10 protein-coding genes and 1 pseudogene are annotated in these 16,822 nt (G+C 73.0%); 5 read left to right on the top strand and 6 right to left on the bottom strand.

The annotated features are described in order from the left end of the window. Positions 1-148 precede the first annotated feature (148 nt). Entirely contained in the window at positions 149-1,837 is a 1,689-nt protein-coding gene (locus tag P3T39_RS29130; RefSeq protein WP_280702188.1) for a translation initiation factor 2, read from the top strand. 59 nt (positions 1,838-1,896) lie between these two features. Here the strand turns inward: P3T39_RS29130 and P3T39_RS29125 are convergent, their stop codons facing one another. Then, positions 1,897-4,377, bottom strand: coding sequence for a tetratricopeptide repeat protein (locus P3T39_RS29125; protein ID WP_280702187.1), 2,481 nt, complete (start codon positions 4,375-4,377; stop codon positions 1,897-1,899). A 202-nt stretch (positions 4,378-4,579) separates the two neighbouring features. Here P3T39_RS29125 and P3T39_RS29120 point away from each other — a divergent pair, with 202 nt between their 5' ends. The 4 genes from P3T39_RS29120 to P3T39_RS29105 all read left to right on the top strand — a co-directional run bounded on the left by P3T39_RS29120 (position 4,580) and on the right by P3T39_RS29105 (position 11,291). Continuing rightward, complete coding sequence (locus P3T39_RS29120; RefSeq protein ID WP_280702186.1) at positions 4,580-5,359, top strand: SGNH/GDSL hydrolase family protein; 780 nt, start codon at positions 4,580-4,582, stop codon at positions 5,357-5,359. A 224-nt stretch (positions 5,360-5,583) separates the two neighbouring features. Then, the gene (locus P3T39_RS29115; protein WP_280702185.1) at positions 5,584-9,591 is read left to right on the top strand and encodes a helix-turn-helix domain-containing protein; all 4,008 of its coding nucleotides are present in this window, start codon (positions 5,584-5,586) and stop codon (positions 9,589-9,591) included. 309 nt (positions 9,592-9,900) lie between these two features. Continuing rightward, positions 9,901-10,773 (top strand): NlpC/P60 family protein, encoded by an 873-nt coding sequence (locus tag P3T39_RS29110; protein ID WP_348534398.1) that lies wholly within the window; start codon positions 9,901-9,903, stop codon positions 10,771-10,773. A gap of 68 nt (positions 10,774-10,841) precedes the next feature. Then, the gene (locus tag P3T39_RS29105; RefSeq protein WP_280702184.1) at positions 10,842-11,291 is read left to right on the top strand and encodes a hypothetical protein; all 450 of its coding nucleotides are present in this window, start codon (positions 10,842-10,844) and stop codon (positions 11,289-11,291) included. Between the two features lie 77 nt (positions 11,292-11,368). Here the strand turns inward: P3T39_RS29105 and P3T39_RS29100 are convergent, their stop codons facing one another. From P3T39_RS29100 to P3T39_RS29080, 5 genes and pseudogenes are all read right to left on the bottom strand, one after another. Further along, entirely contained in the window at positions 11,369-12,319 is a 951-nt protein-coding gene (locus P3T39_RS29100) for a diiron oxygenase (protein WP_280702183.1), read from the bottom strand. A gap of 304 nt (positions 12,320-12,623) precedes the next feature. Continuing rightward, a complete protein-coding gene (locus P3T39_RS29095) occupies positions 12,624-13,526 on the bottom strand; it encodes a hypothetical protein (protein ID WP_280702182.1) in 903 nt (300 codons plus the stop codon). A gap of 346 nt (positions 13,527-13,872) precedes the next feature. Beyond that, complete coding sequence (locus P3T39_RS29090; RefSeq protein WP_280702181.1) at positions 13,873-14,679, bottom strand: maleylpyruvate isomerase family mycothiol-dependent enzyme; 807 nt, start codon at positions 14,677-14,679, stop codon at positions 13,873-13,875. A gap of 138 nt (positions 14,680-14,817) precedes the next feature. After that, positions 14,818-16,125: an aldehyde dehydrogenase family protein gene (locus P3T39_RS29085; RefSeq protein WP_280702193.1), complete on the bottom strand. Its 1,308-nt coding sequence runs from the start codon at positions 16,123-16,125 to the stop codon at positions 14,818-14,820. Beyond that, positions 16,123-16,815, bottom strand: a pseudogene (locus tag P3T39_RS29080) (type 1 glutamine amidotransferase domain-containing protein); the annotation flags it as partial. The pseudogene P3T39_RS29080 and the gene P3T39_RS29085, both read right to left, overlap by 3 nt. Positions 16,816-16,822 lie beyond the last annotated feature (7 nt).

Below are 16,822 nucleotides of genomic sequence, written 5' to 3'. Positions count from 1 at the left end.
GGAGCCGGGAGCCGGGAGCCGGGAGCCGGGAGCCGGGAGCCGGGAGCCGGGAGCCGGGAGCCGGGAGCCGGGAGCCGGGAGCCGGGAGCCGGGAGCCGGGAGGACTGGGCGAGGTCGTCGGGGTGGGGTTGCGGATGAGGTGGCCGAGGTGCGGTTCGGGGGCGCGGCGACGGTCGTTACCGTCCGCCGAGTCCTCCTGGTGATCCGTACGGCCACCGCTCTCAACCGGCTGCTGGACATCGTCCCGGTACTCGCCGACGACACCCGGATCGAACTCTCCTTCACCGTCGCCGCCGGCTCGGCCTTCGAGGACGGGCTGCCCGCACTGCTCGACACGCTCGACGCCCGCAGCATCCCGTGGGACGAAGCCGTCCGCCGTCCCTTCCACCTGGCACTCACCGCCAGCGCCAACGGCGACCTGTACGCCCTCCCCACCCCGGTCCTGCTCGTCCCGCACGGAGCGGGGTTCAACAAGCTCCAGCCCGAGTACGCCGCCGCACAGTCTGCGCCCTCCGGCCTCACCCCCGAGCAGCTGCTCCACAACGGACGGGTCGTCCCGGCCGGCATCGGTCTCGCGCACCCCGAGCAGGTACGCCGCCTGGGACACCACTGCCCGCCCGCCGCCGAGTACGCCACCGTCGTCGGCGACCCCTGCCACGACCGCCTGCGCGCCAGCCTGCCCTGGCGCGAGGACTACCGGTCCGCGCTCGCTGTGGGGCCGGCGCAGTCGCTCGTACTGCTCTCCTCCACCTGGGGCCCGGAGTCACTGATCGGACGTCATCCGCAGCTCGCGGCCCGCCTGCTCGCCGAACTGCCCGTGGACGAGTACCGCACCGCACTCGTCATGCACCCGAACGTGTGGACGTACCACGGGGAGTTCCAGCTCCGGCTGTGGCTGAGGTCCGCGCTGGCGGCAGGTCTGATCCTGATACCGCCGGACGAGGGCTGGCGCGCCGCCCTGGTCGCCGCCGACACCCTGGTCTGCGACCACGGCTCGGTCGCCCTCTACGGTGCCGCGGTCGGCCTGCCACTGCTGCTCGCAACGGACGGCGGACCCGAGGTCGCCGAGGACTCGCCGATGAATGAACTCCGGCGCGGTGCACCGCGCCTGGACCTGCGACACCCGTTGCGGCCCCAGTTCGACCACGTCCCGCCCCCGGTACCCCTCCCGGCCGGAGCCTTCAGCCACGAGGACCAGTCCCTCGCGCTGCTCACCGAGCTGATCTACGGCCACCTCGGCCTGCCCGCGCCCACCGAGCGGCCGTTGCCGCAGCCCGTACCGCTGCCCGCGATCTGCGCCGAGCCGGTCCGCGAGTTCACGGTCCGCACGGAGCTGGTGGAACCCGAGGCCGAGGGCAAACCGGCCGTGATCCGCGTCCGCCGCTTCCCCGCCCGTCTGCTCGACCTCAGCCCGCACTCGCCGGCCCCCACGGACGCCCCCGTACAGCAGCACCGGCTCTGCGAACCGACCCCACAGGCCCACCACTTGGCCCAGAGCGCCACCGTCCTCGCCCGTCGGGCGGGCACCGGAGCCGGCCATGGCCCGGTGGACGAGACCTGGCCGGAACGTACACTGGCCCGCTTCCCGCAGTGCCGGATCGCGGCCGTGGTGCTGGACCGCACCCGATGTCTGCTCCAACTACGTGACGGTGGGCGGCCGTTCCATACCGAACTGCGCTCGGAGGCCGGCGGCGGACCGGGCCCTGACCCCCTGCTGGCCGTCTCCGCCCTCCAGCATGCCCTGAGTGCCACGCACCCAGAGCCCCCGCGCTCCCTGCGCCTGGAAATCGGCGGCCACCGCTACACCGCCACCTTCACACCCGCAACCGGCGCCTAGGTCTCCGGGTCGGCGCGCCGGCGCAGGTGTCGCAGTGCCCACCGCAGTGGCCCGCCCGGTCAGGACTCCGGTTCCCCGTAGCTGTCGAGTGCCGCCCGCAGTTCGGCGGCGCGGGGACTGCCGGTGGCCTCGTGGATCGCCAGGGCACGGGCCAGGTACTCCCGGGCGCGGGCGGTGTCGCCCTGGGCGTCGGCGGCGCGGGAAAGGCTCTCCAGGATCGGCGCCTCGTCCATCGGGGTGTCCCGACGCCGGACGATCTCGTCCGCCCAGTCGAGGAGCTCCAAGGCGCGCTCGTACTGCCCGAGTTGGAGACAGGCACTGCCGAGGGTGGTCGCGATCCTGGCACTGGTGCGCTCGTCCGGGCCGCCGTCGGACAGTCCCGCCGGCGGGGCGACAGGCGCGACGGCAGGCGGCCCGGACGAAGAGCCCCCGGCCGCCGAGACCTCCGCCGCCGCACCGAGCTCGAAGGCCCGGACGAGCACCTCGGCGGCCTCCTCCCATCGGCCGCGCCGTACCGACACCTGCCCGAGATGGTGCAGTTGCAGCCGGGCACCGCGCGAGCGGTGGAGGCTCTCGTTGATCCGCAGCGCCTCCCGGAAGGCGTCCTCCGCCTTGTCGAGCAGCTCATTCGCCGGATTCGTCCGGTCGAGCAGCTGCTCCGCCAGGTACGCCTTGCCGGTGAACTCCAGTACCGAGGCCTCCGCCCGCTCGTCCTGTGCAGCCCGGGCTGCCGCGAGCGCCGGGCCGAGCTCGGCGTGGGCGGACTCCATGTCACCCAGCTCCCAGTACGCGCGCGCCAGTTGACTGCGGAAGCGGGCCAGCTGCAGCAGATCCTCCGACCGCTCGGCCGCCTCGACCGCCATCGAGTACGCCGCGATCCAGTACGCGTACGGGCGGTAGTTCATCACCAGTGCCCAGAGCGGCTCGGCCAGCCGGCAAACCAGTTCGTCCTCACCAAGGTCGAACGCCTCGTGCATACAGCCGAGCAGGGTGTAACGCTCGGCCCAGAACCAGCCATTGGCCTCGGCCGCATCGGCGAACGGGACGTCCGGACCGTGGCAGTCGGGCAGCGGCGTCAGATAGCGCAGGCGAGTGCCGAGCGCGATCCGGTCGGCACGCTCGGCCTGCCGGGCGTACCAGCGGACCGTCCGCAGCCAGGACGCCTGCCGCTCCGCACCGCGCGGGTCCTCGGTCTGCGCGACCCGACGGGCGTGCTCGCGCAGCGGACGGTGGTAGCCGAGCCGACCGTCGCCGTCCTCCTCCAGCAGGCTGGCGGTGAGGAGTTCGTCCAAGGCCTCCTCGGTCTCGGCGAGCGAGAGCGCTGTCGCGGCGGCAGCGGCGGCCGGAGTGAAGGAGACCCCCGGGTGGTGGGCCAGCAGCCGGTACAGCCGCGCGGCCCTCTGGGACAGCGTGCGGTAGCTGCCGTCCCAGAGTTCCCACATCTTCGACTCCCAGGCCCCGGCTGCCCGATCGGCCGATGCCAGCTCATCCACCAGATCCGCCACGGTGCTCCGCCTGCGGCGCGCCAGCTGTCCGCCCGCGACCCGCAGCGCGATCGGCAGACCGCCACACCAGCGGGCCAGCGCGGCAACGGCATCCGGTTCGGCGGCGGCCCTGGCCCTGCCGATCAGCGCGGCCAGCAGGTCCTCGGCGTGCTCCTGCGAGAGCACCCCGATCGGGACGGCCACGGCGCCTTCGTCCTCCAGGTCGTACTGGCGCCGAGGACTGGTGACCAGGACGACACTGCGCTCGTCGCCGGGCAGCAGCGCCTCGGCCTCCTCCCGCATCAGCACATCGTCCAGGACGACCAGCAGTCGCCGGCCGTGGGTCTCACTGCGAAAGCGCGCCTGGAGCCGAGCCAGGCCCTTCGGGTGCCAGAACCGGTGCACACCCAGCGCCTCCAGGAAGTCGGCCAGCACCTCGGCGAGGTCGACCCCGCCGTCCCGGCGCAGTCGGCCGAGGTCCGCATAGAGCACTCCGTCCGGGAACTGCCCCCTGACCTCGTGGCCCCAGCGGCGGCTCAGCGCGCTCTTGCCGACGCCGCCGACCCCGCTGAGCACCAGCACGGCCGGGCGGCCCTCCCCGGGACGGTCCAACACGGCTGTACACGAGGCACGTTCATCATCCCGGTCAACGAAGTTGCCCGAATGGAAGGGAAGTTGCTGCGGTGCCCGAGGCGGGAGCGCGGGCGGGTGCAGGTTGATCTGCCCGATGGAACCGGCCTGCACGAGGGTGCCGATCTCCGCCTCACCGGACACCTGATTGACCGTCATATCAGCCACCCCTGCGAGGCCCCGCCACCAGGCACGCAGCAGCTCGGCGACGGCGGGTTCGGCCTCGGCCCGCGCCCACAGCGCCCGCCCGGCCGAGACCGCCCAGGCCAGGTCCTCGGAAACACCAGCCTCCGAAGCAGCGGCCCGGGAAGCAGCGGCCCGGGAAGCAGCGAGCGGAAGATGCCCGGCGAGCGGGCCGAGAGCGGCCTCAGTCGGACCGATCCGCTCCAGCGCCCGCACCAGCGACGGCAGCGACAGTGCCTCCACGTCCACCCCTCACCCGCCCCGACTGCCGCTCCCTGGGCCCCGGGAGTCCCGACCACTCTAGACGCTATGTCAGGTCCAGTGGGTGGAACTCGCCCTCGTCGAGCACATCGTCGCAGGTCGGCAAGGGCGTGGCCGAGATCACGCAGCGCGACCTGTCACCTACGGTGGCGTAGGTTACTTTAGTCAGTGAAGTATTACGGTCATGGCTGACAACCAGGAGACCCTTGACCTCAGCTCCTACGCAGCCCTCGGGGACAGCTTCACCGAGGGCCTCAACGATCCGCGCCCGGACGGCCAGTTCGCCGGCTGGGCCGACCGCCTTGCCGGGATGCTGTCCGCACGCCGCCCCGACGGCGACTTCCGTTATGCCAACCTTGCCGTCCGGGGACGGCTGTTGGACCAGATCGTCGCCGAGCAGGTTCCCCAGGTGCGGCGGATCGCGCCGGATCTGGTGACGCTGTGCGCGGGGGGAAACGACATCCTGCGGCCGGGCAGCGACCCGGACGATGTCGCGGAGCGGTTCGAGGCCGCGATCGTGGAGCTGCGCGAGCACGTGGGCACGCTGCTGATCTGCACCGGCTTCGACACCCGTGGCGTTCCCGTGCTCGGACTGCTCCGGGGCAAGATCGCGACCTACAACAACCATCTGCGGGCGATCGCCGACCGCAACGGCTGCGCCGTGGCCGACCTCTGGTCGCTGCGCTCGGTGCACGACCGCCGCGCCTGGAGCGAGGACCGGCTGCACCTCTCCCCCGACGGCCACCAGCGCGTCGCCCTGCTGGCCGCCCGGTCCCTCGGCCTCGCTGTGGACGACCCGGAGGCGCCGTGGCCGTTCCAGCCGACGCCGTCCTCGGCCGACGTCCGCCGGGAGAACATCCAGTGGGCGCGCGAGTTCCTGCTGCCCTGGGTCGGACGCCGACTGCGCGGCGAGTCCTCGGGCGACCATGTCGAGGCCAAGCGCCCCGACCTGCTCCCGCTCTGACCGGCCTGCGCATACTCGAACGCACAGATCCTTTTCGATGCTTCATACGACTGCGCAGGGCCCGGCCGTCCCCCGAACGGGCCGACCTGTCCCGCGGAGCCACCCCTCCCGGGGGGCGGCCCCTGTACGGCCCTCGCGAGGGCTGCTACGGAACGTAACCTGACGGTGCCACACCGAGGACCCGATCGGCGGAGCGGGTCCGGGCGAGGACCGCAGGGGTACGTATGGACCGGGGACCGAAGGCGGGCGGGAGCGGCGCGGCACAGGCCGGGCCGGAGGGGGCGGAGAGCCAGTTCGGCGTACGGCTACGGGAGTTGCGGGCAGCCCGGCGGATGTCGCTGAGCGAACTCGCCCGGCTGATCCACTACAGCAAGGGCTATCTCAGCAAGATCGAGAACGGCACCAAGCCGGCCACGCCCGATGTGGCCCGCCGCTGCGACGAAGCCCTTCAGGCCGGTGGACTGCTGCTGCGGCTGGTCGGTACGGAACAGGCGCGCACGGCCGTCCCGGCACCGGCGCAACCACCGGGCGAGGGCCAACCGCACGCCGCGGACGCGACCCGTCCCGAGTGTCCGTACCCGGGACTGGCGGCCTTCGGCTCGCGCGAGGCCCGGTGGTTCTTCGGCCGTGAGGCGACCTGCACCGCGCTGCTCGACCGGCTGGCCGAGCGGATCGGCCGCGGCCCGGTCGCGCTGGTGGCCCCCTCCGGCGCGGGCAAGTCCTCGCTGCTGATGGCGGGACTGCTGCCCGCGCTCCGCGACGGCCGCTTCCCGGACCGGCCGTCGCAGGACGGGGCACCGCCGGTGGCCGACTGCGCGGACTGGCCCGTCGTGGTCGGCACCCCGACCGGCCGACCGCTCGCCGCGCTGCTCAGAGCACTGGAGTCGACGCTGGGCGGCGTGGCGCCTTGTCTGACGGTCACTCAACTGCTCGGCTCCCCCCAGGAGGCGGCCGAGGAGTTCCGGGCAGCGCTCGGCCGCGCCTGGCAGCTGCCCGCCGCCGCGCCGGGCGTCGGCGCGGGACCCGAGCCCGGGACCGAACCCGGGGTCGAACCGGGAATCCAGCCCTCCCGGCCCGCCGGCAGCGGCGCACCCGGTGGTCTGGTGCTGGTGGTGGACCAGTTCGAGGAGACCTTCACCCTCTGTACGGACGAGGCCGAACAGCGCGCCTTCATCCGCTTTCTGCACGGCCTCGCCGCTCCCCCGCAGTCCACCGCCCCCTCCGACGCGGCCACGGCCCGGCTGCCGGTGGCCGTCCTGCTGGGTGTCCGGGCCGACTTCTGCGGGCGATGTCTTGAGCACCCCGAACTCGCCCCGGTCTTCACCCACGGCTCGCTCGCGCTGCCGCCGATGAACGCCGCCGAGCTGCGCGCCTCGATCACCCGCCCTGCGGAACAGGCCCAACTGGTCCTGGAACCCGGCCTGGTGGAGCTGTTGCTGCGCGACCTCGGCAGCCCGGACGACCTGCCCGGCGGCGCCGTGGGGGCCGGACCGCCAGCCGGGGCGCTCCCGCTGCTCTCACACGCGCTGCGCGCCACCTGGCACCAGCGCCAGGGCCGGGTCATGACCGTGGAGGGGTATCTGCACAGCGGAGGAATCCACGGCGCGGTCGCCCGGACCGCCGAGGACGTCTTCACCCGGCTCACCCCCGCCGAACAGCGGCTCGCACGCCGCCTGCTGGTGCGGCTCGTGCATCTGCGGGAGGGCGGCGAGGAGACCCGCTCGCGCGCGGAACGCGACCGGCTGCTGCGGCAGTCGTCCGACCCCGACGGCGCGGCGGCGGTGCTGGACGCCTTCGTCCGGGCCCGGCTGGTCACGGCGGACCGCGAGGCGGTGGAGATCACCCATGAGGCACTGCTGCGGGCCTGGCCCCGCCTGCGGCGCTGGATCCAGGTAGACCGTACGGCGCTGCTGGGCCGTCAGCAGCTGGCGGAGGCCACGGCGGAGTGGCAGCGCGAAGGCCAGGACCCCGCTCTGCTGTATCGGGGCACCAAGCTGGCGGCGGCCCGGGAGTGGGCCGAGGACGGCGGTCGGCGCTCTGAACTCGGCAGCGGCGAGGCGGCTTTCCTGTCGGCGAGCGTGGCCGCCGAGGAGGCCCAGCGGCAGGCGGCCGAGCGGCAGTCCAGCCGCCAGCGGCGGATGGTGGCCACGCTCGCCGCCCTGCTGGCGCTGACCCTGCTGGCCGGGGCCCTGGCGTTGCAGCAGCGGTCCGGGGCACTCGCCCAACGGCGCGAGGCCCAGTCACGGGCGATGGCGGCCCGTGCGGCGGCGCTGGCGGTCGGGCGGCCGGAGGCGGCGATGCTGCTGGCCCGTGCGGCGTACCGGAGTTCGCCGACCGTGGAGGCTCGTGGTGCGCTGCTGAGTACGCAGGCGCAGCCGTTCCAGGGCCGACTGCTCGGCCACGGCGGGCCGGTCAACGCGGTCGCCTTCGCGCCGGACGGCCGCCTGCTGGCGTCGGCCGGTTCGGATGAAGCGGTGAAGCTGTGGGACACCTCGGAGCGCACCCTGATCGCCACGCTGACGGGCCATCGGGGGCGGGTGCGGTCGGTGGCCTTCAGCCCGGACGGCTCTTCGGTGGCCTCGGCCGCCTCGGACGGCACGGTGCGGCTGTGGGACGTGGCCGCCCACCGCGAGAGAGCCGTGATGACGGGCCACGGTGACGCCGCCCGCGCGGTGGCGTTCAGCCCCGACGGTCGGCTGCTCGCCTCGGCGGGTGCGGATCACACCGTCCGGCTCTGGGACACCGCCAGCCACCAGGCCGTCGCCGTTCTCACCGGTCACACCGAGGAGGTCGACGCGGTCGCCTTCAGCCCGGACGGGCGGACGATCGCCTCCGCCGGCGCGGACCGGACCGTGCGCCTCTGGGACACCGCCGGCCGGCAGAGTGTCGCGGTGCTGACCGGCCACACCGACGATGTCCTCGGCCTCACCTTCAGCCCGGACGGGCGGACCATCGCCTCCGGGAGCGCCGACCGCACCCTGCGCCTCTGGGACACCACCAGCCACGAGAACACCGCCACACTCACCGGCCACACCGACGACATCAACGCGGTCGCCTTCACCCCGGACGGCAGCACGGTGGTCAGCGCGAGCGGCGACGGCACGGCGCGGCTGTGGGACGTGCCGAGCCTGCGGACGGTCGCCACGCTCGCCGGTCACACGGACTATGTGCAGGGCGTGGCGGTGAGTTCGCACGGCCAGGTGGCCACCGCGGGCTTCGACCAGTCGGTGGTGCTCTGGGATCCGGGAACGGCGGCGCTGGTCCCGCGCCCGTTCACCGAGGTGTGGAAGGTGGCCTTCGGCCCGGACGGACGGCGGCTGGTCACGGCCGGGGCCGATCACACGGTGGGAGTCTGGGATGCCGGGTCGCACCGGGTGCTGCACTCCTTGACCGGCCACGAGGGTTCGGTGTTCGCGGTGGCGTGCAGCCCGGACGGCTCGCTGGCCGCCACCGGCGGCGCCGACCGGACGGTCAGGCTGTGGGACATCGACCGCGGACTCCCGGTGGCAACGTTGACTGGTCATCAGGGTTCGGTGCTCGCGGTGGCCTTCAGTCCGGACGGGCGGCTGCTCGCCTCGGCGGGTGAGGACCGCACGGTGCGGCTCTGGGACGTCAGGGACCAGCGGGTGGTGGCGGTGCTCAACGGGCACACCGATTTCGTCAATGCCCTGGCGTTCAGCCCCGATGGCCAGACCCTGGCCAGCGGCAGTGATGATCTGACGATCGCTCTGTGGGAGGTGGCCGGCGGACGGCTCACCGGCACGCTCACCGGACACACGGGTTCGGTCAGGGGGCTGGCGTACGGCCCCGACGGGCGCATCCTGGCGAGCAGCGGCAACGACGCCACCGTACGCCTCTGGGACACCGGCACTCACGGGAGCATCGCCGTCCTCACCGGACACACGGGTTCGGTCCGGGGCCTGGCCTTCGAGCGCGACGGGCACACCCTGGCCAGCAGCGGGAACGACGCCACCGTACGCCTCTGGGACACCGGCACTCACGGGAGCATCGCCGTCCTCACCGGACACACCAGCGCGGTATGGGGCGTCGCCTTCAGCCCGGACGGAGCGACGCTGGCAAGCAGCGGGAACGACGGCACCGTCAGGCTGTGGGACGCGGATCCGGGACGGCAGGCGGCGGCGGTCTGCACCCTGGTCGGTCCCGTGGACCGGGGGCGGTGGGCGCAGCTGCTGCCGGATCAGCCGTACGACGCCGGGTGCGCCGGGTCCTGAGATGACGTCACCGCAGGTCACGGGAGGTTTCCCGATCGTTTCCCGTCTCCTGCCGCCGTGGGAGACGGCTGCCTCGTAGTTTTCGGCTGCTCGGTGAGGAAGGCTCAAGTCATCGGCCCGCCGGAGCTCGCAGGGGCTCCGCCGGCTCCGCCGCGCTCCGTCGGGCCGACCCAGCCGACCGTCCAACCGCGTCGGGGGGACACCGCGTCAGAAGACCGCGTCGGGAGAGACCGGCGGCCACCGGGCCGGCAGACCCCGAGGGCGCGTCAGGGAACCGGCCGGGAACTTCCGAGGAGTGGAGCACCCACCATGAGAATCCGAATCACCGCCGCTGCGGCCGCCGCCGCAGGTCTCGCCTTCGCGATCGGTCCGATGCCCGACAGCACCGGCGAGGCCCTTGCCATCAGTGCCGCTTTCCCCGGGTCCACCGCCGACGGTGACTGCGCGGTCCTCGCCCCCGGCGCCTCGGCCGCCGCCGAGAACGCGGTGCGGGCGGCCTGCTCACAGATCGGCGTCTGGTACACCTGGGGCGGTGGTCACGGCGACCAGCCGGGCGCGACGTACGGCCACCCGGACGGGGTGGACCCGGCGAGCGACCACGACGCGGAACGGCTCGGCTTCGACTGCTCCGGGCTGGTCAGGTACGCGTACGCCCAGGCCGTGGGCCAGGACATCCTGGGCGGCTCCGCCGACGACCAGTTCTACACCGTCCACGCGGCGCAGCGTTTCACTCCCGACCAGGGCCTCGGTCCGCTGCTGCCCGGTGACCTGATCGCCTACGGCAACGCGGCCGACCTCCACCACATCGCCGTCTACCTGGGCGCCGGGAAGATGGTCGAGGCGCGGGAGTCGGGAACGCACATCATGGTGAACGACGTCCGCCTCGGCGGCGATCTGTTCGGGGTGGTGCGGATCAACCCGGGCCCGGTGCAGGGGCAGGTGTTCAGCACCTGGGGCACCGGCGTGTGGTCGCACACCCAGCCCGCGATGGACAGCGCCCGGGTCCACGCCTTCCCCGGCCCGGCCACCGTGCGGGTCGGCTGTCAGAAGCACGCCCAGAGCGTGACGGCCGAGGGCATCACCAACGACGCCTGGTCGTTCCTGCCGGACTACCGGGCGTGGGTCACCAACATCTACGTCCAGGGCGGCGCTTGGCTCGACGGGGTTCCGGCCTGCAGCTGAGTCCCGTCGCGCAGCACACCGTCACACCGACGTGCAGCACACCGTCACACCAACCCAGGAGGATCGTCATGTTCATCACCCGTGCCATCGGTGCCACCACTGCCGCGCTCGCGCTCGGCGCCGGTCTGCTGATCGTCGGCCCGGCGGCCGGCCCGGCGCTGGCCTCCGCCGCCGACTGCTCCGGCGGTGCCAACGGCTTCGTCGACGTCTCCGACAACGCCTCCGGCACCGTGCAGCGTTCGTCCTTCCACGACGGCGACACCATCTCGCTGCAGTCCGCGGGCGGCCGTGGCTTCGCGAAGCTCGAAGGCGCCACCACCTCGTCCGAGAGCGTCTGGATGGACTGGACGCGCGACGGCGGGCGGACCTGGCTCCAGTGCGGCCCCTTCCAGGTGGACCACGGCAACGGCAGCTCGAAGACCTCCGCCGCCAAGGCCACCAGCAGTGACCCGAACTACCGGTTCCGGGCCTGCGCTCTCACCGCGGACGGTGTGATCACCTGCACCAACTGGTGGTAGGGAGTTCTGAGCTGCCGGTTGGGGACGGTCACGGGGGGCCGCCCCCAACCGGCCTTTGGCTTACGGAACTTGGGATCTCAGGCGATCACACCGGCCTTGCGCAGCAGCCAGCGGTTGGTGCACCCGACCAGACCCGACCGGTCCAGGACGCCGATCACCTTGGCAGCCATCTCCGTCTTGACGGCCCGCCAGTGCGGGTTGCGGCGGGCGGCCTCGCGGCCCACCCGCGGGTCTATGCCGACTGCGGCGTAGACCCGGGGGTTGATCAGGCTCCTGGTCGACCGGAGGATGATCAGTCCGATGAACAGCTGTTCCCAGCGGCGGCGGACCGGGCCCAGACGCCCCCGCTGAAGCTCCTCGCGGGCATAGCTGATGTGCCGCGACTCCTCGATCACATGGATTCGGGAGACCTGACGGGTCAGCGGTTGCAGCGACTCGTCGTTCATCAGCTCGCGCTGGAAGGCGTCCAGGATCTCCTCGACGTACATGGTGCCGCCGAAGGTCTGGCTGTGGGTCGAGGTGGCCTTGAAGAAGCGCCCCAGTTCGTGCGAGAGCCGTCCGGGACCGTAGGCGGGCACGCCCATCCAGGAGATCATCTTCGCGAACATCACCGAGTGCCGGCACTCGTCCGCGATCTCGGTCAGCGCGTACTGCACGTGCGCGGTGGTCGGGTCGCGGTCGAAGGCGTGGCGCAGCAGCATCTGCATCAGGATCTCCTCGAACCAGATGCCCACGCTGGCGATGCTCGCCACCTCGTGCTTGCTGAGCTCGATCCGCTGGTCCTCCGTCAACTGCTCCCAGAGTTCGGTCCCGTAGAGGGACAGCTGCCGGGGCGGCGAGTAGTAGCGGCCGGGGAGCGGCTCGGCGGCCCAGTCGACGTCCTTGAGCGGGTCGAAGGAGAGCTTCGCGGAGGAGGCGAGCAGCCGCTCGGCCGTGCGTCGGCGGTCCCTGACCAACCGCTCGGCGCCTGGCCGGGCGCCGGCCCCGCTGCCACCCTTGCTGTCGCTGCTGCGCTGGGTCGTGGTCATGGACAACTCCTCCTCGGGTCGCCGAGGGGCGGCCGGCCTGACGGGCCCCTCCTTTCGAGAAGCTAGAGACTATTAGACTTCCCGTCAATAGTGGTCACAGGAAGCGGCGCGGACGGGCACGAGCGGGAGTTCACCGACCGTCAGCGGCGGCAGGAGCTGCCAGTGGCCCGGAGCAGTCGGGCTTCGGCCATGAGCCAGCGTTCATCGCCGACCCGAGCAGGATCGCCAGCGCGGACCTGCACCCGGCGTGGACTCGGCCGCCGGCGGGTGCCGGGCACCCGGACAGGAGCGAGGGCGCCGGCCGTCACTGCGCCGGGCCGCCGGGGGCGGCGTCGGACCAGTAGACGGGATCGACCGGCGGGCGGTGGCGCAGGTCGGCCCTGACCTTGTCGGCCAGCTTGCGGGTGTCGCGCCGATTCACGGTGGCGCCGAACCCCGCGCCGACCAGCAGTGGTGTCAGCGACGGCAGCCTGCGCAGAGTACTCCGGGTCAGCCGCCTGCGCAGTTTCTGCCGCACCTCCGAACCGACAGCCACCACCGCGAAGCCCGCCGGGCCGACCAGGGACGTCGGGTCGATGCCCCGCTGGTTCGCCCAGGCCACGACGTACGCGGTGGCCCGCTGGGCGGCGGTGCCGGCAGCGGGCTGACCGTAGACCTGGTGGAGTTCGGCGATCAGTTTGATCTCCACCGCCGCGACGGCGAGAGTCTCGGCCGCGATCTCCACCGCCATCGCGGGCGGCACCGGCAGCATGGCCGCCGCACCGACGCTCGCGCCGACCGCGCTCGACGCCCGGCAGGCCCCGGCGACCAGCTGGTCGGCGAGGTCCTCCGGACCGGCGACGTCCGGGTGGTGGGCACGCAGCGTCGCCAGGTCCCGCACCGGGATGCGCGGCGCGGCCTGCACGAGCCGATCGGCCAGCGCCCGTCCGCCGACGCCCGCGCCTTTCGCCGCCGCCACGCTCCCGCGTCCGAGCAGCCCGGCCAGGGTGCGGACCAGTACCGTGGCGCGCTCGCTGCCCGTGCGCCGGTACCAGCGCTCGCGGGCCTCCGGGGTCGCGCCCGGGGGCCGCCGCTCCATGTCCGCGCTGAGCGCGGCCAGTTCCTCGACGGCCTCCTCGGGCTCCGGCCGCCCAGCACTCTTCGGGCGGTCGGGGGTCGGCGCCGCGCCCCGGCGGGCCCGGCGAAACCTTCGGAAGGACGCTCCCATGCTCAGCGCCTACCCGCCCCACCACCCCGGCACGCCTCACCGTCCCGACCCGTCACTCCTCTGCCCGACCGCGTGGCAACGGTGCAGACGCCCCCCGGCATCGCACGGGCAGGGCCTCCGGTCACACACGGAGCTTCGGCCCTGTCCGTCCGATCGTTCGGCAGACGGCGGCCGTGCACTGTCCAGGCGCGCAACGCCGTGGAGAGTGCGCGGCCGCCGTCGCGCCCGGGTCCGGACGGGACGGACCCGGGCGCGCATCCGCGGCCCGGGACCCGGCGTCTGCGGCGCTCGGAGGCGCGGTGCGCCTCCGTCGTCCGACCGGCCGCTGTTCAGGCCGACTGGCGTCTCAGAACTCGGAGTTGGCGAACCAGTGCGCGAGCAGCTCCTTGTCCCCGAGCAGCTCGAAGCCGCCCGCCGCGTGGTCCAGACGGCCGTAGACGAGCAGCAGCAGATCCGCTGCGGTTCCCCGGACCGTCGCATCCGGGGTGGTGGCCTTCGGCCCCGTACGGTCCACCTCGATCCCGAAGCCGTCGGGACGCAGGCGGACCAGCCAGTCGCCGTCCCCGTCGGTGCAGCTGAAGCGGATGGCCCGGTCGGCGCCGCGCAGCTGGGCGGTCTTGGGGGCGAAGGATGCGGCGAAGGGGAGGTTGACCAGGAACTCGTCCACGCCGTCCACCGCGAGCGCGCGGTCGATCGCCGGTCGGACTCCCAGCGCGAGCTCCGCGTCGATCCGGTGCACCAGGGTCTCGAACAGCATCCGGCGGATCCAGAACCTGGCGTGCTGATCGGCACCCCAGGCCCACATCGGCGAGTCGGGGTCGATGGTCGCGAACACGTCGGCGGCCTCGGCCGCACCGGCAGCCAGCCAGTCGACATAGCCGTCGTGCTGCTCCGGCAGCCGCAGGTCGACCTCGCGGCTGAGCGGCCGCTCCTGGACCCGCTGGCGCAGCAGGTTGGTGAACCAGCGGTGCACGGTGCCGGTGTGCCTGACCAGGTCGGCGAGCGTCCAGCCGGGACAGGTGGGGATCGCGGTCGCGAGGTCGGCCTCCCTGGCCACGGTGACGAGTCTGGCGCTCTCCGCCGCGACTGCCGCCTGGTGGTCGACCGGGGCCGGTCCGCGGTCCGGCCGGTCCGGTGTGTTCGATGTGCTCATGCTCGTGCCCTCCTGGGTTTTGACGGTGGGACGGTCCCCGGCCGGCTGCCGGGGACCGCCATCTTCTCGTGCACCGGGCCGGCTTCCCGCGGGCCGCGTCGGCTTCTCACGGGCCGGGCCGGCTCCTCGCGGGCCGGGTCAGCCGAGGGGCTTGTCGAGGACGGCCTTGAGGTGGCTGAAGGTGTCGATGGAGTACTCGCCGTGGTAGCGGCCCATGCCGCTCTCGCCCACGCCGCCGAACGGCAGCTCGGGCACCGCCAGGTAGGAGACGGGCAGACCGAAGACGAGAGCGCCGGAGGAGGTCTCCTCCGCCAGCCGCTGCTTGGTCCGCTCCGACTCGGTGAAGGCGTAGAGGGCGAGCGGCTTGTCCCGGTTGTTGATGAAGGCGATCGCCGCGTCGAGGTCGGGCACGGCGATGATCGGCAGAACGGGACCGAAGATCTCCGCCTGCATCACGGGCGCGTTCTCGGACACGTCGGCGAGGACGGTGGGAGCGAGGTAGCGGTTCGCGCGGTCGTGTCCCCCACCGGTGACGACACGTCCGTCCTCCAGCAGCGCCGCGAGCCGGTCGAAGTGCCGCTCGTTGACGATCCGCCCGTACTCGGGGCTGAGCGCCGGGTCGTCCCCGTACAGCGCGTGGACCGCAGCCGCCAGGTGCGTTTCGAGCTCGGGGGCGGTGTCGCCGACGGCGAGGATGTAGTCGGGGGCGACGCAGGTCTGGCCGGCGTTCTGGAACTTGCCACGGGCGATCCGCTGCGCGGTGACCGCCAGGTCCGCACCGGGTTCGACCACGACGGGGCTCTTGCCGCCGAGTTCCAGGGTGACGGGGGTGAGGTGCCTGGCGGCGGCCGCCATGACGATCCGTCCGACCGTGCCGTTGCCGGTGTAGAAGATGTGGTCGAAGCGCTCTTCCAGCAGTGCCGTGGTCTCCGGCACGGCACCCTCGACGACGGCGACGGCCTCCCGGTCGAGGTAGCGCGGGAGCAGGCGGGCCATCGCCGCCGAGGTGGCCGGGGCGAGCTCGCTGGGCTTGATCACGGCGGTGTTCCCCGCCGCCAGGGCGCCCACCAGCGGGGCGAGGGCGAGCTGGAGCGGGTAGTTCCAGGGTGCGATGACCAGCACGACGCCGAGCGGGTCGCGGACCACGCGTGCCTCCGCGGGCAGGAACGCGCCCGGAACGGCGGCCGGCCTGGGGCGCAGCCACTCCTCCAGGTGCGTCAGGGTGTGGTCGATCTCGTTCAGGGTGAATCCGACCTCGCCGTGGTACGCCTCGGTCGCGCTCTTGCCCAGGTCGGCTCGGAGGGCCGCCAGGAAGACCTCGGACTGCTCGGTGAGCAGTGCGCGCAGAGCCCGCAGCCGGGTGAGCCTCCAGGCGAGCGGCTTGGTACGGCCGGTGTCGAAGGTGGCCCTCAGCCGTGCCGCCACGGTGCCCGCGTCGGTGGACAGGGCCTCGACGAGCGTACGGGCCAGCGCGGCGGAGGAGCTCGGGTTCTGGCCGGTGTAGAGGTTGCGGTCGATGACGGTGTGCGGCTCGAACGGGGCGCCCTCGACGAAGTCGGCGCCGAGTTCGGTGAGGCGGTCCTGGAGCAGCCACCTGGCGCCCGCGGCGAGGCCGACCGCGGTCTCCTCGGCGTTGGTGAAAGCGGTCATCCGGTAGCCGGCGAACGGCCAACTGCCGTCCTCGCGACGGGCGGCGAGCAGCGCGGCGGGTGCGTGGCACACCACGCCGAGCGGCTTGCCCGAGTCGAGGGCGCGGGTGAGGATCCGGCCGGAGGCGGCATCGAGGGCGAGGTCCTCCATCGGTCCGTGTCCCCCCGGGTAGAAGACCAGGTCGTACGCGTCGGGGTCGATGTCCTCCAGCCTGGCCGGGCTCTTGAGGGCTGCACCGATGGAGTCGAGGTACGCGCCCAGGCCGTCGGCTCGCTCCTGGCCACCGTTGGCCGCGGCACTCAGGCTGCCCCGGTCGACGGTCGCGGCGACACCACCGGGTGTGGCCACGGTGATCTCGTAGCCCGCCTCGCGGAAGATCCGGTGCGGCTCAGCGAGTTCCTCGGCCCAGAACCCCGTCGGGTGCTGGGTGCCGTCGGCCAGGGTCCAGTGGGTGGCGCCGGTGACGACGAACAGAGCGGAGGTCATGGTGGTG

Origin of the sequence: Kitasatospora sp. GP82, from assembly GCF_029892105.1 — a bacterium.
GTDB lineage: Bacteria > Actinomycetota > Actinomycetes > Streptomycetales > Streptomycetaceae > Kitasatospora.
This window is presented reverse-complemented; position numbering and strand designations above follow the sequence as displayed.

Bases quoted from the DNA above. Each gene is read 5' to 3' on its own strand.
- P3T39_RS29115 (WP_280702185.1), top strand. From the start codon at position 5,584: ATGGACCGGGGACCGAAGGCGGGCGGGAGCGGCGCGGCACAGGCCGGG.
- P3T39_RS29110 (WP_348534398.1), top strand. From the start codon at position 9,901: ATGAGAATCCGAATCACCGCCGCTGCGGCCGCCGCCGCAGGTCTCGCC.
- P3T39_RS29105 (WP_280702184.1), top strand. From the start codon at position 10,842: ATGTTCATCACCCGTGCCATCGGTGCCACCACTGCCGCGCTCGCGCTC.
- P3T39_RS29100 (WP_280702183.1), bottom strand. From the start codon at position 12,319: ATGACCACGACCCAGCGCAGCAGCGACAGCAAGGGTGGCAGCGGGGCC.
- P3T39_RS29095 (WP_280702182.1), bottom strand. From the start codon at position 13,526: ATGGGAGCGTCCTTCCGAAGGTTTCGCCGGGCCCGCCGGGGCGCGGCG.
- P3T39_RS29120 (WP_280702186.1), top strand. From the start codon at position 4,580: ATGGCTGACAACCAGGAGACCCTTGACCTCAGCTCCTACGCAGCCCTC.
- P3T39_RS29090 (WP_280702181.1), bottom strand. From the start codon at position 14,679: ATGAGCACATCGAACACACCGGACCGGCCGGACCGCGGACCGGCCCCG.